Origin of the sequence: Pseudomonas sp. FYR_7 (genome assembly GCF_043106155.1) — a bacterium.
Classification (GTDB): Bacteria; Pseudomonadota; Gammaproteobacteria; order Pseudomonadales; family Pseudomonadaceae; genus Aquipseudomonas; species Aquipseudomonas parafulva_B.
This window is the reverse complement of record NZ_JBICMI010000011.1, coordinates 14,116-32,757: the sequence shown is the minus strand read 5'-3', so window position 1 is coordinate 32,757 and position 18,642 is coordinate 14,116. Positions and strand designations below refer to the sequence as shown.

The 18,642-nt window shown below is 62.9% G+C and carries 19 protein-coding genes; 8 read left to right on the top strand and 11 right to left on the bottom strand.

What is annotated here, in order from left to right; all coding sequences use genetic code 11:
* Positions 1-16: 16 nt before the first annotated feature.
* Both rimK and ACF8R3_RS01570 read right to left on the bottom strand, forming a co-directional pair.
* Positions 17-922: a 30S ribosomal protein S6--L-glutamate ligase gene (rimK, locus tag ACF8R3_RS01575; RefSeq protein ID WP_027914119.1), complete on the bottom strand. Its 906-nt coding sequence runs from the start codon at positions 920-922 to the stop codon at positions 17-19.
* On the bottom strand, positions 919-1,401 hold the full coding sequence (locus ACF8R3_RS01570; RefSeq protein ID WP_023535750.1) for an ATP-dependent zinc protease: 483 nt from the start codon (positions 1,399-1,401) through the stop codon (positions 919-921). The genes rimK and ACF8R3_RS01570 overlap by 4 nt, the downstream gene beginning before the upstream one ends.
* Positions 1,402-1,510: 109 nt before the next feature.
* Between ACF8R3_RS01570 and ACF8R3_RS01565 the strand changes: the two genes are divergently transcribed.
* Positions 1,511-1,912: an RNA-binding S4 domain-containing protein gene (locus ACF8R3_RS01565; protein WP_058637081.1), complete on the top strand. Its 402-nt coding sequence runs from the start codon at positions 1,511-1,513 to the stop codon at positions 1,910-1,912.
* Positions 1,913-1,936: 24 nt separating this feature from the next.
* Here the strand turns inward: ACF8R3_RS01565 and ACF8R3_RS01560 are convergent, their stop codons facing one another.
* Positions 1,937-2,731 carry a phosphatase PAP2 family protein gene (locus ACF8R3_RS01560; protein WP_145253832.1) on the bottom strand — a complete coding sequence of 265 codons (795 nt, stop codon included), beginning with the start codon at positions 2,729-2,731 and terminating at the stop codon, positions 1,937-1,939.
* 105 nt (positions 2,732-2,836) lie between these two features.
* On the opposite strand from ACF8R3_RS01560, the gene hslO reads away from it, so the two are divergent.
* From hslO to ACF8R3_RS01545, 3 genes are all read left to right on the top strand, one after another.
* Positions 2,837-3,736 carry an Hsp33 family molecular chaperone HslO gene (gene hslO / locus ACF8R3_RS01555; RefSeq protein ID WP_058604728.1) on the top strand — a complete coding sequence of 300 codons (900 nt, stop codon included), beginning with the start codon at positions 2,837-2,839 and terminating at the stop codon, positions 3,734-3,736.
* Positions 3,737-3,915: 179 nt separating this feature from the next.
* Positions 3,916-5,457 (top strand): phosphoenolpyruvate carboxykinase, encoded by a 1,542-nt coding sequence (locus tag ACF8R3_RS01550; RefSeq protein WP_023535742.1) that lies wholly within the window; start codon positions 3,916-3,918, stop codon positions 5,455-5,457.
* 135 nt (positions 5,458-5,592) lie between these two features.
* Positions 5,593-6,030 (top strand): acyl-CoA thioesterase, encoded by a 438-nt coding sequence (locus ACF8R3_RS01545; RefSeq protein ID WP_392514711.1) that lies wholly within the window; start codon positions 5,593-5,595, stop codon positions 6,028-6,030.
* A 50-nt stretch (positions 6,031-6,080) separates the two neighbouring features.
* Here ACF8R3_RS01545 and ACF8R3_RS01540 read toward each other — a convergent pair whose 3' ends face one another.
* The 3 genes from ACF8R3_RS01540 to fdhD form a co-directional block, all read right to left on the bottom strand.
* On the bottom strand, positions 6,081-6,560 hold the full coding sequence (locus ACF8R3_RS01540) for a glycine zipper domain-containing protein (RefSeq protein ID WP_392514709.1): 480 nt from the start codon (positions 6,558-6,560) through the stop codon (positions 6,081-6,083).
* Between the two features lie 195 nt (positions 6,561-6,755).
* A complete protein-coding gene (locus ACF8R3_RS01535) occupies positions 6,756-9,101 on the bottom strand; it encodes an FdhF/YdeP family oxidoreductase (protein WP_392514708.1) in 2,346 nt (781 codons plus the stop codon).
* Positions 9,102-9,106: 5 nt separating this feature from the next.
* A complete protein-coding gene (gene fdhD / locus ACF8R3_RS01530; RefSeq protein ID WP_058637086.1) occupies positions 9,107-9,937 on the bottom strand; it encodes a formate dehydrogenase accessory sulfurtransferase FdhD in 831 nt (276 codons plus the stop codon).
* 191 nt (positions 9,938-10,128) lie between these two features.
* Between fdhD and lysM the strand changes: the two genes are divergently transcribed.
* A complete protein-coding gene (lysM, locus tag ACF8R3_RS01525) occupies positions 10,129-10,569 on the top strand; it encodes a peptidoglycan-binding protein LysM (RefSeq protein WP_196121388.1) in 441 nt (146 codons plus the stop codon).
* A 59-nt stretch (positions 10,570-10,628) separates the two neighbouring features.
* Here the strand turns inward: lysM and yrfG are convergent, their stop codons facing one another.
* Complete coding sequence (yrfG, locus tag ACF8R3_RS01520; RefSeq protein WP_058605998.1) at positions 10,629-11,291, bottom strand: GMP/IMP nucleotidase; 663 nt, start codon at positions 11,289-11,291, stop codon at positions 10,629-10,631.
* A 63-nt stretch (positions 11,292-11,354) separates the two neighbouring features.
* Between yrfG and nudE the strand changes: the two genes are divergently transcribed.
* Complete coding sequence (gene nudE, locus ACF8R3_RS01515) at positions 11,355-11,921, top strand: ADP compounds hydrolase NudE (RefSeq protein ID WP_058605999.1); 567 nt, start codon at positions 11,355-11,357, stop codon at positions 11,919-11,921.
* A complete protein-coding gene (gene cysQ / locus ACF8R3_RS01510) occupies positions 11,918-12,736 on the top strand; it encodes a 3'(2'),5'-bisphosphate nucleotidase CysQ (protein WP_392514706.1) in 819 nt (272 codons plus the stop codon). The genes nudE and cysQ overlap by 4 nt, the downstream gene beginning before the upstream one ends.
* A gap of 254 nt (positions 12,737-12,990) precedes the next feature.
* Here cysQ and ACF8R3_RS01505 read toward each other — a convergent pair whose 3' ends face one another.
* Genes ACF8R3_RS01505 through rfbC form a run of 4 tightly spaced genes read right to left on the bottom strand, consistent with a single transcriptional unit; the run spans position 12,991 to position 17,248 of the window.
* Positions 12,991-13,446: a YiiD C-terminal domain-containing protein gene (locus ACF8R3_RS01505; protein WP_182139393.1), complete on the bottom strand. Its 456-nt coding sequence runs from the start codon at positions 13,444-13,446 to the stop codon at positions 12,991-12,993.
* Positions 13,446-14,849, bottom strand: coding sequence for a sigma-54 dependent transcriptional regulator (locus ACF8R3_RS01500; RefSeq protein ID WP_182139392.1), 1,404 nt, complete (start codon positions 14,847-14,849; stop codon positions 13,446-13,448). The genes ACF8R3_RS01505 and ACF8R3_RS01500 overlap by 1 nt, the downstream gene beginning before the upstream one ends.
* Complete coding sequence (locus ACF8R3_RS01495; protein ID WP_392514704.1) at positions 14,846-16,660, bottom strand: ATP-binding protein; 1,815 nt, start codon at positions 16,658-16,660, stop codon at positions 14,846-14,848. The genes ACF8R3_RS01500 and ACF8R3_RS01495 overlap by 4 nt, the downstream gene beginning before the upstream one ends.
* A gap of 42 nt (positions 16,661-16,702) precedes the next feature.
* The gene (gene rfbC, locus ACF8R3_RS01490; protein WP_058638940.1) at positions 16,703-17,248 is read right to left on the bottom strand and encodes a dTDP-4-dehydrorhamnose 3,5-epimerase; all 546 of its coding nucleotides are present in this window, start codon (positions 17,246-17,248) and stop codon (positions 16,703-16,705) included.
* Positions 17,249-17,516: 268 nt separating this feature from the next.
* Between rfbC and aguA the strand changes: the two genes are divergently transcribed.
* Positions 17,517-18,623, top strand: a complete 1,107-nt coding sequence (gene aguA / locus ACF8R3_RS01485) for an agmatine deiminase (protein ID WP_058605942.1) — start codon at positions 17,517-17,519, stop codon at positions 18,621-18,623.
* The last annotated feature ends 19 nt before the right edge of the window (positions 18,624-18,642 follow it).

Genomic DNA, 18,642 nt, shown 5'->3' with positions numbered 1-18,642 from the left:
GCAGCCAGCGGGGCGATCAGCCCTTGCCCTTGGTTCGGGTCTGGTTGGGCCCGCCGTTCTTCTCCAGGTGTTCGAAAATCATGCCGGCTACGTCCTTGCCGGTAGTCACCTCGATGCCCTCCAGCCCCGGTGACGAGTTGACCTCCATCACCAGTGGGCCGTGGTTGGAGCGCAGAATGTCGACGCCGGCCACGCTCAAGCCCATTACCTTGGCTGCGCGAATAGCCGTCATGCGCTCTTCCGGGGTGATCTTGATCAGGCTGGCAACCCCACCACGGTGCAGGTTGGAGCGAAACTCGCCGGGTTTGGCCTGGCGTTTCATCGACGCGATCACCTTGTCACCCACCACGAAGCAGCGGATATCAGCGCCACCGGCTTCCTTGATGTACTCCTGGACCATGATGTTCTGCTTGAGCCCCATGAAGGCTTCGATCACAGATTCGGCTGCCTTCGTGGTTTCGCACAGCACCACGCCAATGCCTTGGGTGCCCTCGAGGACCTTGATCACCAGCGGGGCGCCGTGGACCATCTGGATCAGGTCCGGAATGTCATCGGGCGAATGGGCGAAGCCAGTTACCGGCAAGCCAATGCCGCGGCGTGACAGCAATTGCAACGAGCGCAGCTTGTCGCGCGAACGTGCGATGGCGACCGACTCGTTGAGCGGGTACACCCCCATCATTTCGAACTGGCGCAGCACAGCGCAGCCATAGAAAGTGACAGAGGCACCAATGCGCGGGATGACTGCATCGAACCCTTCCAGTGGCTTGCCGCGGTAGTGAATTTGCGGCTTGTGGCTGGCGATGTTCATATAGGCCCGCAGGGTATCGATCACCACCATCTCGTGACCACGCTGGGTACCGGCTTCGACCAGGCGGCGGGTGGAATACAGACGCGGATTACGCGAAAGCACAGCGATCTTCATGCAGCACCTGTCAAGGTAGTGTGGGTGGCCGGAAAGGCAGGTTTGTCTTGTACGTACTTCAGGCCCGGATTGACGACCAACTGGCCGTGAATCAGGGCCTTGGAACCCAGCAACAGGCGGTAACGCATGCTCTTGCGGCAAGCCAGGGTAAATTCGACGGCCCATACCCTGTCACCCAACGCGAGCGTGGTGCGAATGACATAACGGGTTTGGGCGTGGCCATTGGAGCTTCGAATGGTTTTCATGCTCACCAGCGGCGCCTCGCAGCGGCGGTGACGCAATTGCACGATCGAACCTAGGTGCGCAGTGAATCGGACCCACGGCTGGCCATTGCGTTCGAAAGGTTCTATCTCGGTGGCATGCAGGCTGGAGGTGCTGGCGCCGGTGTCGATCTTGGCGCGTAGCCCTGCCACGCCCAGCTCGGGCAAGGCTACCCATTCCCGCAGGCCAATTACAGTCAGATGGTCAAATGTCTTCACGAAACGCACCCAGCGGATGAGAGAGTGAACTGTAAGCATGGCGGGGAATTTTTGCATCCGATGCTTACGGTAGTACAGTTCCCCCAGTCACGGAATTCGAGGTATCGGGATGGCACAGAAAGTCGAAGATGACGACAAGGTTCGCCTGGACAAATGGCTGTGGGCGGCGCGTTTCTACAAGACGCGTGCGCTGGCCAAGGCGGCCATCGAAAGTGGCAAGGTGCATTGCCGTGGCGAGCGATGCAAACCGGGCAAGGAGCCGCGGGTGGGCGATGAATTCGTCCTGCGTACGGGCTTCGACGAGCGCACGGTGGTGGTAAAGGCGCTGTCGGCCGTACGCCGCGGTGCACCGCAAGCGCAGGCCCTGTATGAAGAAACCGAAGAAAGCGTGCGCCGGCGCGAGCAGGCTGCGGCGCTGCGCAAGGCCGGTGCCGCCGGTGTCACCACCGATGGGCGGCCGACCAAGAAGCAGCGCCGCCAGATACATCAATTGCACGGAAGCTTCGAGTAGCCGGGGCCGCCAGGCGGCCCAGGCTTAGCGCAGTACGGCCATCCGACCGACCAACGGCAACCTGCCCAGCAGCCTGAACAGCGGGGCGGTCCAGCGCACCAGCGCAGCACTGCTTCTGGCCGCCAGGGGCGTGTACAGGCTCCAGCCCAGTGCCAGCACCGCCATCAACAGGCCGCCGATGTAATCATCCTGGCCCCAGTGTGCGCCCGCGACCAGGCGTGGCAGCATGAACAGCACCGCCAGCCCCCAGATCACCAGGTACTGCCCGACGCGGCGACTGAAGACGCTCATGAACAGCGCCCAGATGAGCAGTACCGAAGCATGATCGCCCGGGAAGCTCTTGCTGGAACGGTCCTTGAGCTCCCAGGTTGCCTCCAGGTGTGGGTAGTAGTCACTCAGGTGCACGGCGCCATCGAGCATCATCGACGGGCTGTTGTGTTGCCAACCGGCAGCGTCGACCCACTTGGAAAACAGTGCTCGAATCACCACTAAGAGCAGTAGCGTGACCAGAAAGCCGAAAAATGCCTGGCGAACCTGGGTGGTCTTGAACACCCAGTCGCCCCGGATCAGCGTGGCCAGCAGGATCAGGCCGACGACGATGTCGAACGGGCGCAGGCTGCCGACGGTCCAGATGTAGCGCCAGGCGGTGCTTTCAGCCAGCGGTGCGTTGAGGCTGTGGAACAGCCATTCGTCGAATGTCAGGCACAGCATCTGGCCAACAGGCCATAACCAGAAACACAGTAGTGCGATGGGCAGTAGCGTACAGGCTACCAATGGCCCCCAGGACCACCTCGCTTGGAACAGTGGTCGATTGTCCATAAGATACCTCGATCTCCTAACGGGAATGAGCGCCCGAAACGCTCGACGACGGGATTGCAAATCCCGGCAATTATCTTGTCATTATTTTCAGATAGCCAGACAACCATGAGCGATTTGCCAGATACAGATTTCACCCAACGTTTCATCTTCGACGAGCGCGATGTGCGCGGCGAGTGGGTGTCTCTCGATGACAGCTACGCCGCGGTGTTGGCGCGTCACGAGTACCCGGCGCCGGTCAAGACCTTGCTCGGCGAGCTGATGGCCGCCACCGCGCTGCTGGTCGGTGCCCTCAAGTTCGACGGCCTGCTGATCCTGCAGGCGCGCTCGGAAGGGCCTATTCCATTGCTGATGGTCGAGTGCTCCGGGGACCGAGACATCCGCGGCATGGCCCGCTACGAGGCCGACCAGATTGCAGCCGATGCCACCCTGTCCAATCTGATGCCAGGCGGGCACCTGACGCTGACCATCGATCCGGTCAGGGGCCAGCGCTACCAGGGCACTGTCGAGCTCGACGGTGCCGACCTCTCGGAATGCTTCACCAATTACTTCGTGCAATCCCAGCAGCTGAACACTCGGTTCTGGCTGCACGCCGAGGCGGGCAAGGCCCGTGGCCTGCTGCTGCAGCAGCTGCCGCGCGACCGTCAGCCCGACGACGAGGAACGTGAAGACAGCTGGCAGCATGTAGTGGCCCTGGCCAAGACCCTCAAGCCGCAAGAGTGGGCCGAAGCCAACGAAACCCTGCTGCACCGCCTGTACCACGAAGATGCCGTGCGCCTGTTCGACGTCCAGCCCCTGCGCTTCAACTGCAGCTGCTCGCGCGAGCGTTCCGGCAATGCGCTGGTAAGCCTGGGTGAAGCCGATGCCAAGGCGTTGGTAGAGGAATGCGGGGGTACGGTGGAGATCGACTGCCAGTTCTGCAATGAGCGGTATTTCTTCGATGCCAGCGATGTCGCACAGCTCTTTGCCGGCGGCGGCACGGACTCTGCCTCAGAAACTCTTCACTGAAACGTTTCACTACAGGGGATTCTCCTGTCGAATTGCGCAAAAGCTCGGTTCTGACAGGAGGGGCCTACTTTTTTTGGGCGTTTCTGGCATAATCCGGCCACTTTTTTCGCTGTAGTAGTTTTTCTGAAACGACTACAAAACGTTTGGAGCACTCGGCCTCGGGCCGGATGGGGTATCTCATGACGCAAGCCAACAACACCGTGTACACCGACCTGAGCGTCGATGAGCTGGTAAAAGAAGCGCTGCAACGCGGTGAAGGTGTACTAGCCGACACGGGTGCACTGGTCGTGGAGACCGGCCACCGTACCGGCCGTTCCCCGGCTGACCGTTTCATCGTCGAAGAACCTTCCACCCAGGACGCCATCGCCTGGGGCCCGATCAACCGCAAGTTCCCGGCCGACAAGTTCGATGCCCTGTGGGACCGCGTCGAGGCGTTCAACAACGCCCAGGATCACTTCGTTTCCTACGTCCACGTAGGGGCGGCGGCCGAGCACTACCTGCCGGTCAAGATGACGACCCAGACAGCCTGGCAGAACCTGTTCGGGCGTTGCCTGTTCATCAACCCGGAGCAGTTCAACCCGGCTGGCCGTGGCGAGTGGCAGATCCTCAACGTCGCCAACTTCGTCTGCGAGCCTGAGCGTGATGGCACCAACTCCGATGGTTGCGTGATCATCAACTTCGCCCAGAAGAAAGTGCTGATCGCTGGCATGCGTTACGCTGGCGAAATGAAGAAAGCCATGTTCTCGGTACAGAACTTCCTGCTGCCGGCTGCCGACGTACTGCCAATGCACTGCGCGGCCAACATCGGCGAAGAGGGTGATGTCACCCTGTTCTTCGGTCTGTCCGGCACCGGCAAAACCACGCTGTCGGCCGACGAGAGCCGCTACCTGATCGGTGACGACGAGCACGGTTGGGGTGAAGGTGTCGTCTTCAACATGGAAGGTGGCTGCTACGCCAAGTGCATCGACCTGTCCGAGAAGAACGAGCCGGTCATCTGGAAAGCCATCAAGCATGGCGCCGTCCTGGAAAACGTCGTGCTCGATGCCAACAAGCACGCCGATTACAGCGACGTCAGCCTGACCCAGAACAGCCGCGCCGCCTACCCGCTGGAACACGTGGCCAAGCGCTCCGAGGCTAACCTGGGTGGTGAGCCGAACGCGGTCATCTTCCTGACCTGCGACCTGACTGGCGTACTGCCGCCCGTATCGATCCTGAACAACGAGCAGGCGGCCTACCACTTCCTGTCCGGCTACACCGCGCTGGTCGGTTCCACCGAAATGGGCTCGGGCGGCGGCATCAAGTCGACCTTCTCCACCTGCTTCGGCGCGCCGTTCTTCCCGCGCCCTGCTGGTGAGTACGCCGAGCTGCTGATCAAGCGCATCAACGGCTTCAACTCCAAGGTCTACCTGGTCAACACCGGCTGGACGGGCGGTGGCTACGGTGTGGGCAAGCGCTTCAGCATTCCGACCACCCGTGCCGTGATCGCTGCCATCCAGAGCGGCGCGTTGGTCGGTGCTGAAACCGAGCACCTGGACATCATCAACCTGGACGTGCCGAAGTCGGTACCAGGCGTCGAGACTGACCTGCTCAACCCGCGCACCAACTGGGCTGACAAGGCTGCCTACGACGAAGCCGCCAAAGGTCTGGCCAACCTGTTCATCGAAAACTTCAAGAAGTTCGACGTATCCGACGCCATCAAGGCTGCGGGTCCTCAGCTCTAAGCTGAAGCAGGTTGTAGTAAAAGAGCCGCCCTTCGGGGCGGCTTTTTGCTGGGGGCTTCAAAAGGGTTAATTCGATCAAGCGGCTCATTTTCTGGTTCACTGTGTACACCCAATGTGAAGCCGCGAGCCCGCCCGATGATCCAGCCTCCCCAGCGCACTGCCTTTTCCCACGTGCATCCGATCCTGACCCGCGCGCAAGACAACGACGCCAACGGCCATATCGCCGGCTCGACCGTGCATGCGTACTTTGAAACGACCATCCAGTCTTTTCTGATTGAGCACGCGGAACTGGACCTGCGCGACGGCGAACTGGCGGCGTTTGTGGTCAGCTCGGCGGCAGACTTCTACGCCCTGCCGGGCTTTCCGGACATACTGGAGGTGGCGCTGGGGGTGACGCGTCTGGCTGGGAGCACCGTGGAGTACCGGCTGGCGCTCTATCGCCCTGGTGAGGCCCAGGCTTGTGCGGTGGGGACGGTGGTGCAGGTGTTCATTGACCGAGCCAGTGGCCAGCCGGTAGCGCTACCGGCGCAATTGGCAGCGAGGTTAGCGACGCTTGCAGAGCGGGCTCAATAAAAACCCCGCCATCAAGGCGGGGTTCTATGCGCAGCGGCTACCCTGACTCATCAAGGGTGGCGATGGCGGCCGTGCTTGCGGTGGCCATAATGGTGACCACGGTCCCAGTGACGACGGTCGTCGTAGTCGCGGCGGTAGCGGCGATGGTCGCGGCGATCATCCTGATCGGCCTTGTTGCCCATGTAGTTGCCCAGGGCACCGCCTGCGCCACCGCCAGCGGCTGCACCGATGTAACTGCCGGTGGTGCCACCAACGCTACGGCCTACTACGTTGCCGCCTGCTGCGCCGAGCGCACCGCCGATGGCCGCTTCGCCGCGCTGACGCTTGTCGGCGCCGACCGCACTGCCGGCGGCGCCGCCCAGGCCTGCGCCAATGGCGCCGCCAGTGCTACCACCGATGGACTGGCCTACGACTGAGCCCAGTACCCCACCCAATGCGCCGCCAATGCCGGCCTCGGTGGAGCCGCCTGCCATGGCAACGCCGCTGAGCAAGCTAAAAGACAACAACAGAATCGAGGAGTACTTCTTCATTCAAGAGAGCCTCAGAAGGATGACGAGGCGAATGTGCTTCTATCTGCGTCCAGTGGCAACGAATATCCGACGAATTGCACGGGTTGTACACAATTCGTCAACTCATTGATTTATAAGTGAAACTTTATCTTTTTCCTGCGGTCTTATGCTCTTGTGACAGAGCCCTGATCCTGCATTGGACCAGGGCTTTTTCATTCAGAGAATTCGTCCGTCGTCCTCGGCGCGTTCCAGCTTGATGGCAATGAACTTGGACGTTGGCGTGTGGCTACCCTCGCCAATGCTCTCCAGCGGTACCAGCGGATTCACTTCTGGATAATAGGCCGCTGCCTGCCCGGCAGGTATGTCGAACGCCAACAGGGTAAAGCCGCGCACTCGGCGAACATGCTCATCCCCCCACAGTGAAACGATGTCGACCTTCTGGCCAGGCTTGAAGCCCAGCCGAACGATGTCGGCTTCGTTGGCGAACAACACGTCGCGCTGGCCGCGCACGCCTCGGTAACGGTCGTCCAGGCCATAGATGGTGGTGTTGTACTGATCGTGCGAGCGCATCGATTGCAATACCAAGTCCGGCACCTGGCCGCTGGCACGCACGCGCTCGTCGAGCAGCGAATCTGGCAGCAGGTTGGCTTTGAAGTTGGCGCGGCCATTGGCCGTGACCCACTCACGCCGGCCGGCGCTATTGCCCAGGTAGAATCCCCCAGGCTGCCGCATGCGCTGATTGAAATCAGAGAAGCCTGCAATGGTGTCGGCGATCAGAGCCCGAATACGGTCGTAGTCGGCCACCAGCCATTGCCAGTCCACAGGGTGTTTGCCCAGGGTGGCAGCAGCGATGCCAGCGATGACCGCGGGCTCAGACCGCATCTGCCGGGACAGTGGCTTGAGCTGGCCGTTGGAGCCGTGGACCATGCTGAACGAGTCTTCGACGGTGACCGCTTGAGGCCCGTCCGCTTGCATGTCGATGTCGGTACGGCCCAGGCAAGGCAGGATAAGCGCCTGCTTGCCGTGAACCAGGTGGCTGCGGTTGAGCTTGGTGCTGATGTGCACGGTCAGTTCGCAGTTGCGCAGCGCTCGCGCCGTGCGTTCGGTGTCAGGCGTGGCCTGGGCGAAGTTGCCGCCTAGTCCGATGAACACCTTGGCGTGCCCCTGGAGCATGGCATGGATGGCTTCGACGGTGTTGTGCCCGTTCTTGCGCGGCACCGGGAAGCCGAAGCGCGCCTCGATGGCGTCGAGCAGGGCGGCCGGCGGACGCTCGTTGATACCCATGGTGCGGTCGCCCTGCACGTTGCTGTGACCGCGGACCGGGCACAGCCCGGCCCCTGGCGCGCCAATATTGCCGCGCAGCATTTGCAGGTTGACCAGTTCCTGGATGGTCGGCACCGAGTGACGGTGCTGGGTGATGCCCATGGCCCAGCACATGATCACGCGCTGGCTCCGGCAGTACATGCGGGCGGCCAGTTCGATGTCTTCGAGTGCCAAGCCCGACTGCTGCTGGATATGCGCCCAAGGCGTGGCATCGACCACCGCCAGGTAGTCGTCCAGGCCGTGCCCGTGCTCGGCGATGAAGGCGTGGTCGAAGACCGCCGGCTCACCCTTGGCTTGCGCTTCACGCTCCCATTGCAGGGCGAACTTGGCCATGCCCCGCAGCATGGCCATGTCGCCACCCAGGGCCGGGCGGAAGAACGCCGTATTGGTGGGGCGGTCGCTGTTGGTCAGCATCTCCAGCGGGTTTTGCGGGTGCTGGAAGCGTTCCAGGCCGCGCTCCTTGAGCGGGTTGATGCACACCACCTGCGCGCCGCGTTTCACGGCATCGCGCAGCGGGTCCAGCATGCGCGGATGGTTGGTGCCCGGGTTCTGGCCCCAGACGAAGATCGCATCGGCGTGCTCGAAATCCTCGAACGTGACGGTACCCTTGCCCACCCCCACACTCTGCCCCAGCGCCACACCGCTGGCCTCGTGGCACATGTTCGAGCAGTCCGGGAAGTTGTTGGTGCCGTAGGCGCGCACGAAGAGCTGGTAGAGGTACGCCGCTTCGTTGCTGGCGCGCCCGGAGGTGTAGAACTCGGCCTGGTCAGGGCTTGCGAGCTTGTTCAGCTCTCGGCCGATGAGGGCGAACGCGGCGTCCCAGCTGATGGGCTGGTAGCGATCAGTGGCGGCGTCGTACACCATCGGCTCGGTCAGTCGGCCTTGGTACTCCAGCCAGTAATCGCTTTGCTGCAGCAACGAGGTGACGCTGTAGCGGGCGAAGAATGCAGCGTCCACGCGGCGTTTGGTGGCTTCCCAGTTGACCGCCTTGGCGCCGTTTTCGCAGAACTTGACCATGCCGCTTTCAGGCGAGTCGCCCCAGGCGCAACCTGGGCAGTCAAAGCCGCCGTTCTGGTTGGTCTTGAGCAGGGCACGGATGTTCTTCAGCGGGTTGTCGCTGCCCACCCAGGCTTTGGCTACGCTGCGCAGTGCACCCCAGCCGCCGGCAGGGCCGTGGTAGGGCTTGTAGCGAGGAGAGGAGGCTGGGGCGTTTTTCGGAATAGGCTGGTACGAGGTCACGGCTGTTACGACTCCGCCGCCGGGCTGTAGACCCGCGGTGCGCTGTGTTTGGGCAAATGAATGAGGTTGAGGTTGTGCCTGCGTGCCCATTGCAGGGCCAGGCCCGTAGGCGCCGACAGGCTGACCAGGGTCTGGATGCCGGCACGCAGCACCTTCTGGATCAATTCCAGGCTGCAACGGCTGGTGACGATGGCCAGGCCGCCGTCGCTGTCGATACCCTGACGCAATAGTGCGCCAATGAGCTTGTCGAGGGCGTTGTGCCGGCCAATGTCTTCGCGGCCCAGCAGCAGTTCGCCATGGCGGTCCATGAACAAGGCCGCATGCACGGCGCCGCAGTGCTGGCCCAGCGGCTGAAAGGCGTCGATCCGCTGGCGCAGGCCGACCAGCCACTGGGCAGGGGGCAACGGTGCGCCCGGCAATTTGGCCAGGTCCGGCAGCGCCTGCTCCAGGGCTTCGACGCCGCACAGGCCACAGCCGCTGGTGCCGGCCAGTTGGCGGCGTTGGTTCTTCAGGTTCCAGAAGGCGCGGCTGGAGATTTCCAGGTCTGCATACATCGAAGCGCCGCTTCCCGACAGTTTGACGTCGTAGATTTCGGCAGTGCTTTCAACGATGCCGCTGCCCACACTGAAGCCAACGGCAAAATCTTCCAGGTCGGTCGGGCTGACGAGCATGACGGCCTGGTTCAGGCCGTTGTACACGATCGCCAGGGCGACTTCTTCGGCCAGTGGCGTGCTGCCGGGCTGGCCATCGCCGAGCTGGACGTAATCATAGGTAGTGCTGGCGGCGGGCATGGCTAACGGTAACGAGGCCGCACACAGCGGTGGCTTGCTGTTCATCCAGGCGTGCTCTTGATCGGCGACGGGCGCCGGCTTACTGAGGCTACAAGCCTAGGCTTGCCTGCCGGCGACGTCTAATTGCTAGGGTCTATGCCGTGATAGACCGCGTCGATAGGTCGCAGTGCGATGACCGATTGAGTCTTGGCCCAGACTTCATTGTCCAACGGTTTCACATCAACAAGGAGAGCGTCATGAGTCTATTCAGCTTTGTGAAGGAAGCAGGCGAGAAGTTGATCGATCTGCTGACCCCCGGCAATGCCGAGGCCGAGGAGCAGTTGAAGAAGCACGTCGAAAACGTCGGGTTGGGTAACCCCAACATCACTGCCACCGTGGAAGGCGACAAGGTGACCCTCAAGGGCGAGGTGGCCAGCCAGGAAGAGAAAGAGAAGATCATTCTGGCAGCCGGCAACATTGAAGGCGTGGCCAGCGTCGACGACCAGATCACCGTCACCGGCCCCGTAGCCCAGGCGGCGCGCTTCGTGACCGTGGAGAAGGGCGATACCCTCAGCGCCATCTCCAAGAAGGTCTACGGCGATGCCAACAAGTACCAGAAGATCTTCGAGGCCAACAAGCCCATGCTGTCGGATCCGAACAAGATCTATCCGGGCCAGGTGCTGCGTATTCCCGAGTAACCGATAGGCCCATCCAGAGGCTTGTCACCGCAACCCGCGCCCATGGCGCGGGTTTGCGTTCAAAGACCGTTCAGCAATTCCCGATAGTCTTCGACAGCTGCGAACTCTGCGGTGTCTCGAGGCTGCGCCTGGCTGTCCGGCTGGCGCACCGCCAGCAAGTGGCCCACGCCGAATTGCCGGGCACTGCGCAAGATGGGCAGCGTGTCGTCGATGAACAGGCTGCGGGCAGGTTCAAAGCCGATATCGGCCTGCAAGGCATCCCAGAACTGCGGGCTCTCCTTGGGAAACCCGTAGTCGTGGGAGCTGATCATGCGGTCGAAGTAGGGTGCCAGTTCGATGCGTTCGAGCTTGAGCGAGAGTGAATCGCGGTGTGCATTGGTGATCATGATCACCCGCTTGCCTGCCTGGCCGATCGCGGCCAGAAAGGTATCGGCATCGGGCCGCAAGGCGATCAGGTCGGCGATTTCGCGCTTGAGCTCGCGGATCGGCAGGCGCAGCTCACGGCTCCAGAAGTCCAGGCAATACCAGTTCAAGGTACCGGCGTTGCGCTCGAACAGCGGCTCGAGTTCCAGCTGCGCCATCGCCCGGCTTACGCCGTGCAGCTCTGCATAGCGCTGCGGCAGGTGCTCCAGCCAGAAGCGGTTGTCGTAATGCAGGTCGAGCAGTGTGCCATCCATGTCCAGCAGGACGGTATCGATGGCGGACCAAGGAAGAACAGGCATGGGAAACTCTCGTTCGGTCGGCAAGCCACGGTATAGTAACCCGTTCACGCCAAGGAGCCCCCCATGCGCCAGAAACCTACCGTCCTCAGCCGCGAGATCGTCGCCAGCAGCCGCCTGTTCCGAGTCGAGGCCGTCGAGTTGCGCTTCAGCAACGGCGTGGAGCGCACCTACGAGCGGCTGGTGGGCCGGGGCAATGGCTATGGTGCGGTGATGATCGTGGCCATGCTCGATGCCGAGCACGCAGTGCTGGTGGAAGAGTACTGCGGCGGGACTGACGAATATGAACTGTCGCTACCCAAGGGCTTGATCGAACCGGGCGAGGACGTACTGGCGGCAGCTGACCGGGAGCTCAAGGAAGAAGCCGGCTTTGGTGCACGGCAACTGGAGCACCTGACCGAGCTGTCCCTGTCCCCGGGCTACATGAGCCAGAAGATCCAGGTGGTACTGGCCACCGACCTGTATGAGGAACGGCTGGAGGGCGATGAGCCGGAGCCGATGGGCGTGGACAAGGTCAACCTGCGGGAGCTGTCGGCCTTGGCGATGCACCCGCAGTTCAGCGAAGGGCGTGCGCTGGCTGCCTTGTACCTGGCGCGTGACCTGCTGATCCAGCGCGGGGTACTGGCACCATGAACGATCAGCAATTGATGCAGGACGTGGTGGCGTTGGCGCTGTCGGCGGGCGAGACGATCCTGCCGTTCTGGCGCGCTGATGTGGCCGTCGTCAACAAGGCCGACGACTCGCCCGTCACGGCTGCCGACCTGGCAGCACACCAGGTAATTGCAGAGGGCTTGCAGACCCTGGCCCCGCACATTCCCGTCCTGTCCGAAGAAGACTGCGATATCCCGTTGGCGGAGCGCCAGACGTGGCGCCGTTGGTGGTTGGTCGACCCGCTCGACGGCACCAAGGAGTTCATTGCCGGCAGCGAGGAGTTCACGGTCAACATTGCCTTGATCGATCAGGGCGAGGTGGTGTTCGGGGTAGTATCGATGCCCACTTCGGGGCGTTGCTACTTTGGAGGGCGGGCACTGGGTGCCTGGCGAGCGGAGCGGGGTGAAACCGCGCAGGCCATCCAGGTGCGCGCCACCCCGCCTGCCGGGTCGCCGTTCACCGTGGTTGCCAGCCGCCGGCACTCCAGCCCTCGGCAAGAGGCTTTGCTGAACGGGTTGGGTGCTGCGGTGGGGCCGCTTGAGCTGGTGTCGGTGGGCAGTTCACTGAAGTTCTGCCTGTTGGCCGAAGGCAGCGCCGACTGCTACCCACGCTTGGCGCCGACCTCCCAGTGGGACACGGCGGCCGCCCAGGGTGTGGTCGAGGGTGCCGGGGGCGAGGTGATTGAGGTCGACGGCCAACCCTTCCGCTATCCGGCGCGTGAATCGTTGCTCAATCCCTACTTCCTTGCCCTGCCGGCGGGGGCCCGTTGGCGAGAGGCTTTGCTTGGGCTTGTTTGACTGGCGAGGGTAAGTGTGGCTTTAGGGATTGAAATTGTTCATGGGTAGAGGACCGAAGGGGCCGCTTTGCGGCCCATCGCGGCCGGTCCGGCGCCCCGGCAAAGCCGCTCCCATCCGAGAAATCGATAGCCTTTTTTAATGCACGGACCCGCAGGCAAATGCGGTCTTTGTGGGAGCGGCCTCGTGCCGCGATGGGCCGCGAAGCGGCCCCAGTTCCCGGTTTCAATCAAGACCGCCAATTGGCCGCCCGCCGCTCACCTGTGCAACACATACTGCCCGCTGAACATCACCGCCACTTCATCACTGCCCACATTGCTCACCGTCGTTTCCAGCGTCAGCCGTGCCCGCCCACGCCGCTGATACATTGCCAGGAATCGCGACCAGGCCTTCTCGTCCGGAGCAGCGCAACTGGCCACGGCAGCGCCGGTAACCGGCAGCGGGTAGCTGATCTGCCCTTCCTGAATGACGATGTGCCCATCATCGATGCCCAGTTCCTTTAGCCGCAGGTGCAACCAGCCCCAGCCGGCCAGTACCGCTGCGCAGTAGAGGCTGCCGCCGAACATGGTGTTCTTGTGGTTGACGTTGGCGGCCAAGGGCAGTTGCAGGCGCAGGGTATGCTGTTGCCAGTCCAGTACCTCCAGGCCCATGTCCCGGGTCAATGGAATATCGGAGTGAAGCACTGTCTGCAGAGGGTGAATCGGTTTGCTCATCAACGGGTTTCCTCATGGTCGTCATGGCCACCGCCGCCGCCTTCGAAGCTCAGGCCATGCTTGCGCAACTTGTCGTGCAGCGTCTTGCGTGGAACACCCAGCGCTTCGGCCAGGCTACGCAGCGAGCCGTGCGGCTGAGCAAGTTCGGCCGTGATCAACGAGCGTTCGAAGTGCTCGACCTGCTCGCTCAGGTTGCCGGTGACGGGGGCGGGAGCGTGGGTTGCAGGCGGCGCCTGGCCATCGAGCGCCAGTTCCAGCCCGAGGGCGAAGCGTTCGGCCGCGTTTTGCAGTTCGCGCACGTTGCCCGGCCAGTCATGACGCAGCAGCAAAGCCCGTTGCGCGGGTTGCAGGGCGTGCGGCCCCAGGCCATGGCGCTGACTGGCGGCATCGGCGAAATGCTGGAAGAGCATCAGGATGTCGTCGCCACGTTCGCGCAGCGGCGGAATGCGCAAGGGCGCGACGTTCAGGCGGTAATACAGATCGGCGCGAAAACGCCCCTGGTCGGCGGCCTGGCGCAAGTCTTCCTTGGTGGCGGCGATGATGCGGATGTCCAGCGGTATCAGCTGATTGCCACCCAACCGCTCGACGACGCGCTCCTGCAGCATGCGCAACAGCTTTACCTGCACATCCAGGCTCATGCTTTCGATTTCATCGAGGAACAACGTACCGCCATTGGCAAATTCGAATTTGCCGATGCGGCGTTTTTGCGCGCCCGTGAAGGCGCCGGGCTCATGGCCAAACAGCTCGCTCTCGACCACCGATTCGGCCAAAGCGCCAGCGTTGATGGCCACGAAGGGCCCGTCCCGGCGGCTCGACAGGTCGTGCAGGGCGCGGGCGACCACTTCTTTGCCAGCCCCGGTCTCACCAAGGATCAATACGTCGGCTCGCGTGCCGGCGAGTGCGCCGATCTGCTCGCGCAGGCGCTGCATGGCCGCAGACTGGCCCACCAAACGTGTGGCCAGTTGCTGGCGGTCGCTCAATGCCATGCGCAGGCTGCGGTTCTCCAGCACTAATTGGCGCAGTGCCAGGGCGCGGCGCACGCTGTCGAGCAGGGCGTCGCTGGCAAAGGGCTTTTCCAGGAAGTCGTAGGCACCGGCGCGCATGGCTTGTACCGCCAACGGGACATCGCCGTGCCCGGTGATCAACAGCACCGGCAGCTCGCTGTCCAGGCCATGCAATTGTTCAAGCAGCTGCAGGCCGTCGATACCCGGCATGCGGATATCGCTGACTACAACGCCTGGCCAGTCTGCCGGGATACGCTCGGCCAGGCCATGGGCATCGGCCAATGCCACGACCTTGAGCCCGGCCAGGTCCAGCGTCTGGCTCAGGGCCTGGCGCAGGTGTGCGTCGTCGTCGACCAGGATCACCTGGGCGCGACTGTCGATCAGTGTCTCGGGGCTCATGCCGAAGAATCCTCTGAATTGGGCAAGGTGGCACCCGGTGGGGCCACGCGCATTTTCAAGGTCAGCAACGCACCGCCCTCGGGGTGGTTGGCCAGCAGCAGCTCACCCCCTAGGGTGCGCATCAGGCTGTCACAGATGGCCAGGCCCAAGCCCAGCCCCTGGGTGCGGGTCTTGGTGGTGAAAAAGGGCTCCATGGCATGCCCCAGTGCCTGACGGCTGAAGCCGGGGCCGTTGTCGCGAATGTACAGATAAACGTAATCGTCCTGCTGTTCGGCACTTATCCACAGCCGGCGCGGGTTGGCCTTCTCGGTCAACGCGTCCAGGGCATTGGCCAGCAAGTTGCCCAGTACCTGGCGCAGGCGGGTTTCGCCCGCCTGTACCCACAGCGTGGCTTCCGGCAGGTCGCGCACCAGCTCAACCGCCATTGCCCGGCGACGTTTGGCAAGCAGGGCCAGGGCGTCGTCCAGGGCCGGTTGCAGGGCTACGCTTTCTGGAGCATGGCGGTCGCGGCGGGCAAAGGCGCGCAGGTGGGCAATGATCGAGGCCATGCGCCCGGTCAGCTCGCCGATCAGTTTCAGGTTGCCGCGCGCGTCTTCGGTACGTTGGTGGTCCAACAGGATCTCGGCGTTTTCGGCATAGCTGCGAATGGCTGCCAGGGGCTGGTTGAGCTCATGGCTGATACTCGCCGACATGGTGCCCAGCACCGACAGCTTGCCTGCCTGCACCAGTTCGTCCTGGGCCCTCACGGCCTCCTGCTGGGCATTCTCGCGTTCGAGCACGGCGCTTTTGAGGCGCGCATTGAGCCCTTCGAGGTCGGCGGTACGCTCGGCCACCCGCTGTTCGAGTTGCTGGCGCCCGCGGGCCTCGAAATCGATGCGGTCCATATAATGACGGCGCCGCTGCATCACCAGGCCGGTCAGCAGCACGATGACCAGCAGAGCGCCGGCACCGATGGCCGTGACCGTCTGCGCGGAGCGGTCCACCAGGATGCGCGGCGCAAGTATGCTGACCTGCCAGCCGGTTTCTGGAATGGCCCGGGTCTGGGTGATCCAGGCATCGTCACTGATCACCAGCGGCTGGGGGGCCTGGGTTGGGTACGGCTGGATGGCGATGATGGCCTGGCGCTCGGCTGCGGTCAGCGGCCGGGTAGCGCGAAAACGCCACTCCGGGCGTGACGTGAGGATGACCACGCCGTTGTGATCGGTCAGCAACAGTTGCTCGGGCGTGCGGCCCCATAAGGTCTCGGTATGATCGAGGTCAACCTTGACCACCAGCACACCGACGGTGCGTTCGCCGTCGCGCACGGCGGCGGCGAAGAAATAACCCCGCTTCGCGGACGTTGTGCCCTGGCCGAAGAAACGACCGAGGTGCCCGGCCATGGCTTCGTTGAAGTAGGGGCGAAACGCGAAGTTGCGCCCTACGAAGCTGTCGTGTTTGTCCCAGTTTGAGGCCGCCAGGGTATTGCCGCTGACGTCCATGAGGTACATCACCTCGGCGCCGGTCTGCTGCACGATGTTTTTCAGCAGGCGGTTGGCATTGGTGACCGCTTCCAGGCGAAACGGGTCGGCCAGCACCCCGCGCAGGGCTGGCAAATCGCCAAGGATCTGCGGCAAGGTTTCATAGCGGTGCAGCGTGCCCAGCAGGTTGGCGACATACAGGTCGAGGGTCTGCCGGTTCTGCGAGGCCAACTCTTGCCGGTAATAGCGCTCAGCCAGGTGATGCAGCGGCCATAGCAGCGGCACCAGGCACAGCGCCAGTAAAGCCAGGCTGCGCCAGCGAGGGCGGCGAGGAGGGGTGTTCTTGGCGATCATCACATCATTGCGTCAGAAGGGTCTGAAGCAATTATGCGCTAGTTAAGGCAGCACTTGTGCTTCTGCCCACGACACGCCCAGCTTGTCCTTGTCTGAGAGCACAGGCGGCTGTTGCAGACCCCAGTCGATGGCCAGTGTCGGGTCGTCCCAGCGGATGCAGCGGTCGGCCTGTGGGTTGTAGTAGTCGGTGGTCTTGTACAGAAACTCCGCCGAATCGCCCATCACCGCAAAGCCATGGGCAAAGCCTGCCGGGATCCACAGCTGACGATGGTTTTCCGCCGACAGGTGCACTGCCACCCACTGGCCGAACGTGGGCGAGTGCCTGCGCACATCCACGGCCACATCGCGGATCTCGCCCTGTACCACGCGCACCAGTTTGCCTTGGGTATTGGCCACCTGATAATGCAGCCCACGCAGCACGCCCCGGCCAGAGCGCGAGTGGTTGTCCTGGACGAACTCGACCTTGGCGCCGGTCAGCCGGGCAAACTCGCGGGCGTTGAAGGACTCGAAGAAAAAACCTCGGCTGTCGCCGAAGACCTTGGGTTCGATGATCAGCACTTCGGGAAGGGTAGTGGGTATCACGTTCATCGGGAAACACTCTGCATGCTGTGCGTTATGACCCTAGCTGGCAGAAGCGTGCTTGTCCTGTCGAGCAAGGCGCGCGGCACTGCTCTGGTCAATGCTAGGGTGAAGGTTGCGCCCGACCGGCGTCACGTATTTGCCGATTATTATCGAAATATTGTGTCGGGCTTATCAGGGTCTTGCGGCATTATTCTGTTTCAACACGGATTTATATCGGTTATAAACGCTTTTTACGCCCATACCCTTCCGGGCAGGGCCATGACAGAGGTCAACGATGAAAACCCTCACTTCCACGCCCCGTGCCGATGGTTTCCACATGCCCGCCGAATGGGCCCCGCAAACCCAGGTCTGGATGGTCTGGCCCGAGCGGCCGGATAACTGGCGCCTGGGCGGCAAGCCGGCACAGGCGGCCCATGTCACCCTGGCCAAGGCGATCGCGCGCTTCGAACCGGTCACCGTGGGCGTCTCTGCCGGCCAGTATGAAAACGCGCGTCGCCTGCTGGACCAGCCCAATATCCGGGTTGTCGAACTCAGCAGCGACGATGCCTGGGTGCGTGATACCGGCCCCACTTTCGTGGTCAACGACAACGGCGAAGTGCGCGGCGTAGACTGGGACTTCAACGCCTGGGGCGGCTTCGAGGGTGGCCTGTACGCACCGTGGAACAAAGACGAGGCGTTGGCTGGCAAGGTGCTGGAGATGGAGCGCTGCCAGCGTTATCGCACCGAAGGGTTCGTGCTCGAAGGCGGCTCGATCCATGTGGACGGCGAAGGCACGGTGATCACCACCGAAGAGTGCCTGCTGAACCACAACCGTAATCCACACCTGAACCGCGAGCAGATCGAAGCTGTGCTGCGCGACAACCTCGCGGTCGATACCGTGGTCTGGCTGCCGGACGGCCTGTACAACGACGAAACCGATGGACATGTCGACAACTTCTGCTGTTACGTGCGCCCAGGTGAAGTGTTACTGGCCTGGACAGATGACGCGAACGACCCCAACTACGCGCGTTGCCACGCGGCCATGGAAGTGCTGCAGACCACCCGCGACGCCAGGGGACGGGCCTTCGTCGTGCACAAGATGCCAATACCCGGGCCGCTGTACGCCACCGAAGAGGAATGTGCCGGCGTCGACCAGGTGTCGGGCAGCCAGGAGCGTGACCCTTCGGTGCGTCTGGCAGGCTCGTACGTCAACTTCCTGATCGTCAACGGCGGCATCATCGCGCCGAGCTTCGACGACCCGGCCGATGCCGAGGCCAAGGCCATACTGTCGAGCATCTTTCCTGACCATGAGGTGGTGATGATCCCTGGGCGGGAATTGCTGTTGGGCGGCGGTAACATTCATTGCCTGACCCAGCAGCAGCCGGCGCCTGTGCACCGTTGATGGCCCGTGGGGCGCGGCG

Excerpts from the sequence above, each read along its gene's own strand:
- rimK (WP_027914119.1), bottom strand. The coding sequence starts at position 922 with ATGAAGATCGCTGTGCTTTCGCGTAATCCGCGTCTGTATTCCACCCGC.
- ACF8R3_RS01565 (WP_058637081.1), top strand. The coding sequence starts at position 1,511 with ATGGCACAGAAAGTCGAAGATGACGACAAGGTTCGCCTGGACAAATGG.
- ACF8R3_RS01560 (WP_145253832.1), bottom strand. The coding sequence starts at position 2,731 with ATGGACAATCGACCACTGTTCCAAGCGAGGTGGTCCTGGGGGCCATTG.
- hslO (WP_058604728.1), top strand. The coding sequence starts at position 2,837 with ATGAGCGATTTGCCAGATACAGATTTCACCCAACGTTTCATCTTCGAC.
- ACF8R3_RS01550 (WP_023535742.1), top strand. The coding sequence starts at position 3,916 with ATGACGCAAGCCAACAACACCGTGTACACCGACCTGAGCGTCGATGAG.
- ACF8R3_RS01545 (WP_392514711.1), top strand. The coding sequence starts at position 5,593 with ATGATCCAGCCTCCCCAGCGCACTGCCTTTTCCCACGTGCATCCGATC.
- ACF8R3_RS01540 (WP_392514709.1), bottom strand. The coding sequence starts at position 6,560 with ATGAAGAAGTACTCCTCGATTCTGTTGTTGTCTTTTAGCTTGCTCAGC.
- fdhD (WP_058637086.1), bottom strand. The coding sequence starts at position 9,937 with ATGAACAGCAAGCCACCGCTGTGTGCGGCCTCGTTACCGTTAGCCATG.
- lysM (WP_196121388.1), top strand. The coding sequence starts at position 10,129 with ATGAGTCTATTCAGCTTTGTGAAGGAAGCAGGCGAGAAGTTGATCGAT.
- yrfG (WP_058605998.1), bottom strand. The coding sequence starts at position 11,291 with ATGCCTGTTCTTCCTTGGTCCGCCATCGATACCGTCCTGCTGGACATG.
- nudE (WP_058605999.1), top strand. The coding sequence starts at position 11,355 with ATGCGCCAGAAACCTACCGTCCTCAGCCGCGAGATCGTCGCCAGCAGC.
- cysQ (WP_392514706.1), top strand. The coding sequence starts at position 11,918 with ATGAACGATCAGCAATTGATGCAGGACGTGGTGGCGTTGGCGCTGTCG.
- ACF8R3_RS01505 (WP_182139393.1), bottom strand. The coding sequence starts at position 13,446 with ATGAGCAAACCGATTCACCCTCTGCAGACAGTGCTTCACTCCGATATT.
- ACF8R3_RS01500 (WP_182139392.1), bottom strand. The coding sequence starts at position 14,849 with ATGAGCCCCGAGACACTGATCGACAGTCGCGCCCAGGTGATCCTGGTC.
- ACF8R3_RS01495 (WP_392514704.1), bottom strand. The coding sequence starts at position 16,660 with ATGATCGCCAAGAACACCCCTCCTCGCCGCCCTCGCTGGCGCAGCCTG.
- rfbC (WP_058638940.1), bottom strand. The coding sequence starts at position 17,248 with ATGAACGTGATACCCACTACCCTTCCCGAAGTGCTGATCATCGAACCC.
- aguA (WP_058605942.1), top strand. The coding sequence starts at position 17,517 with ATGAAAACCCTCACTTCCACGCCCCGTGCCGATGGTTTCCACATGCCC.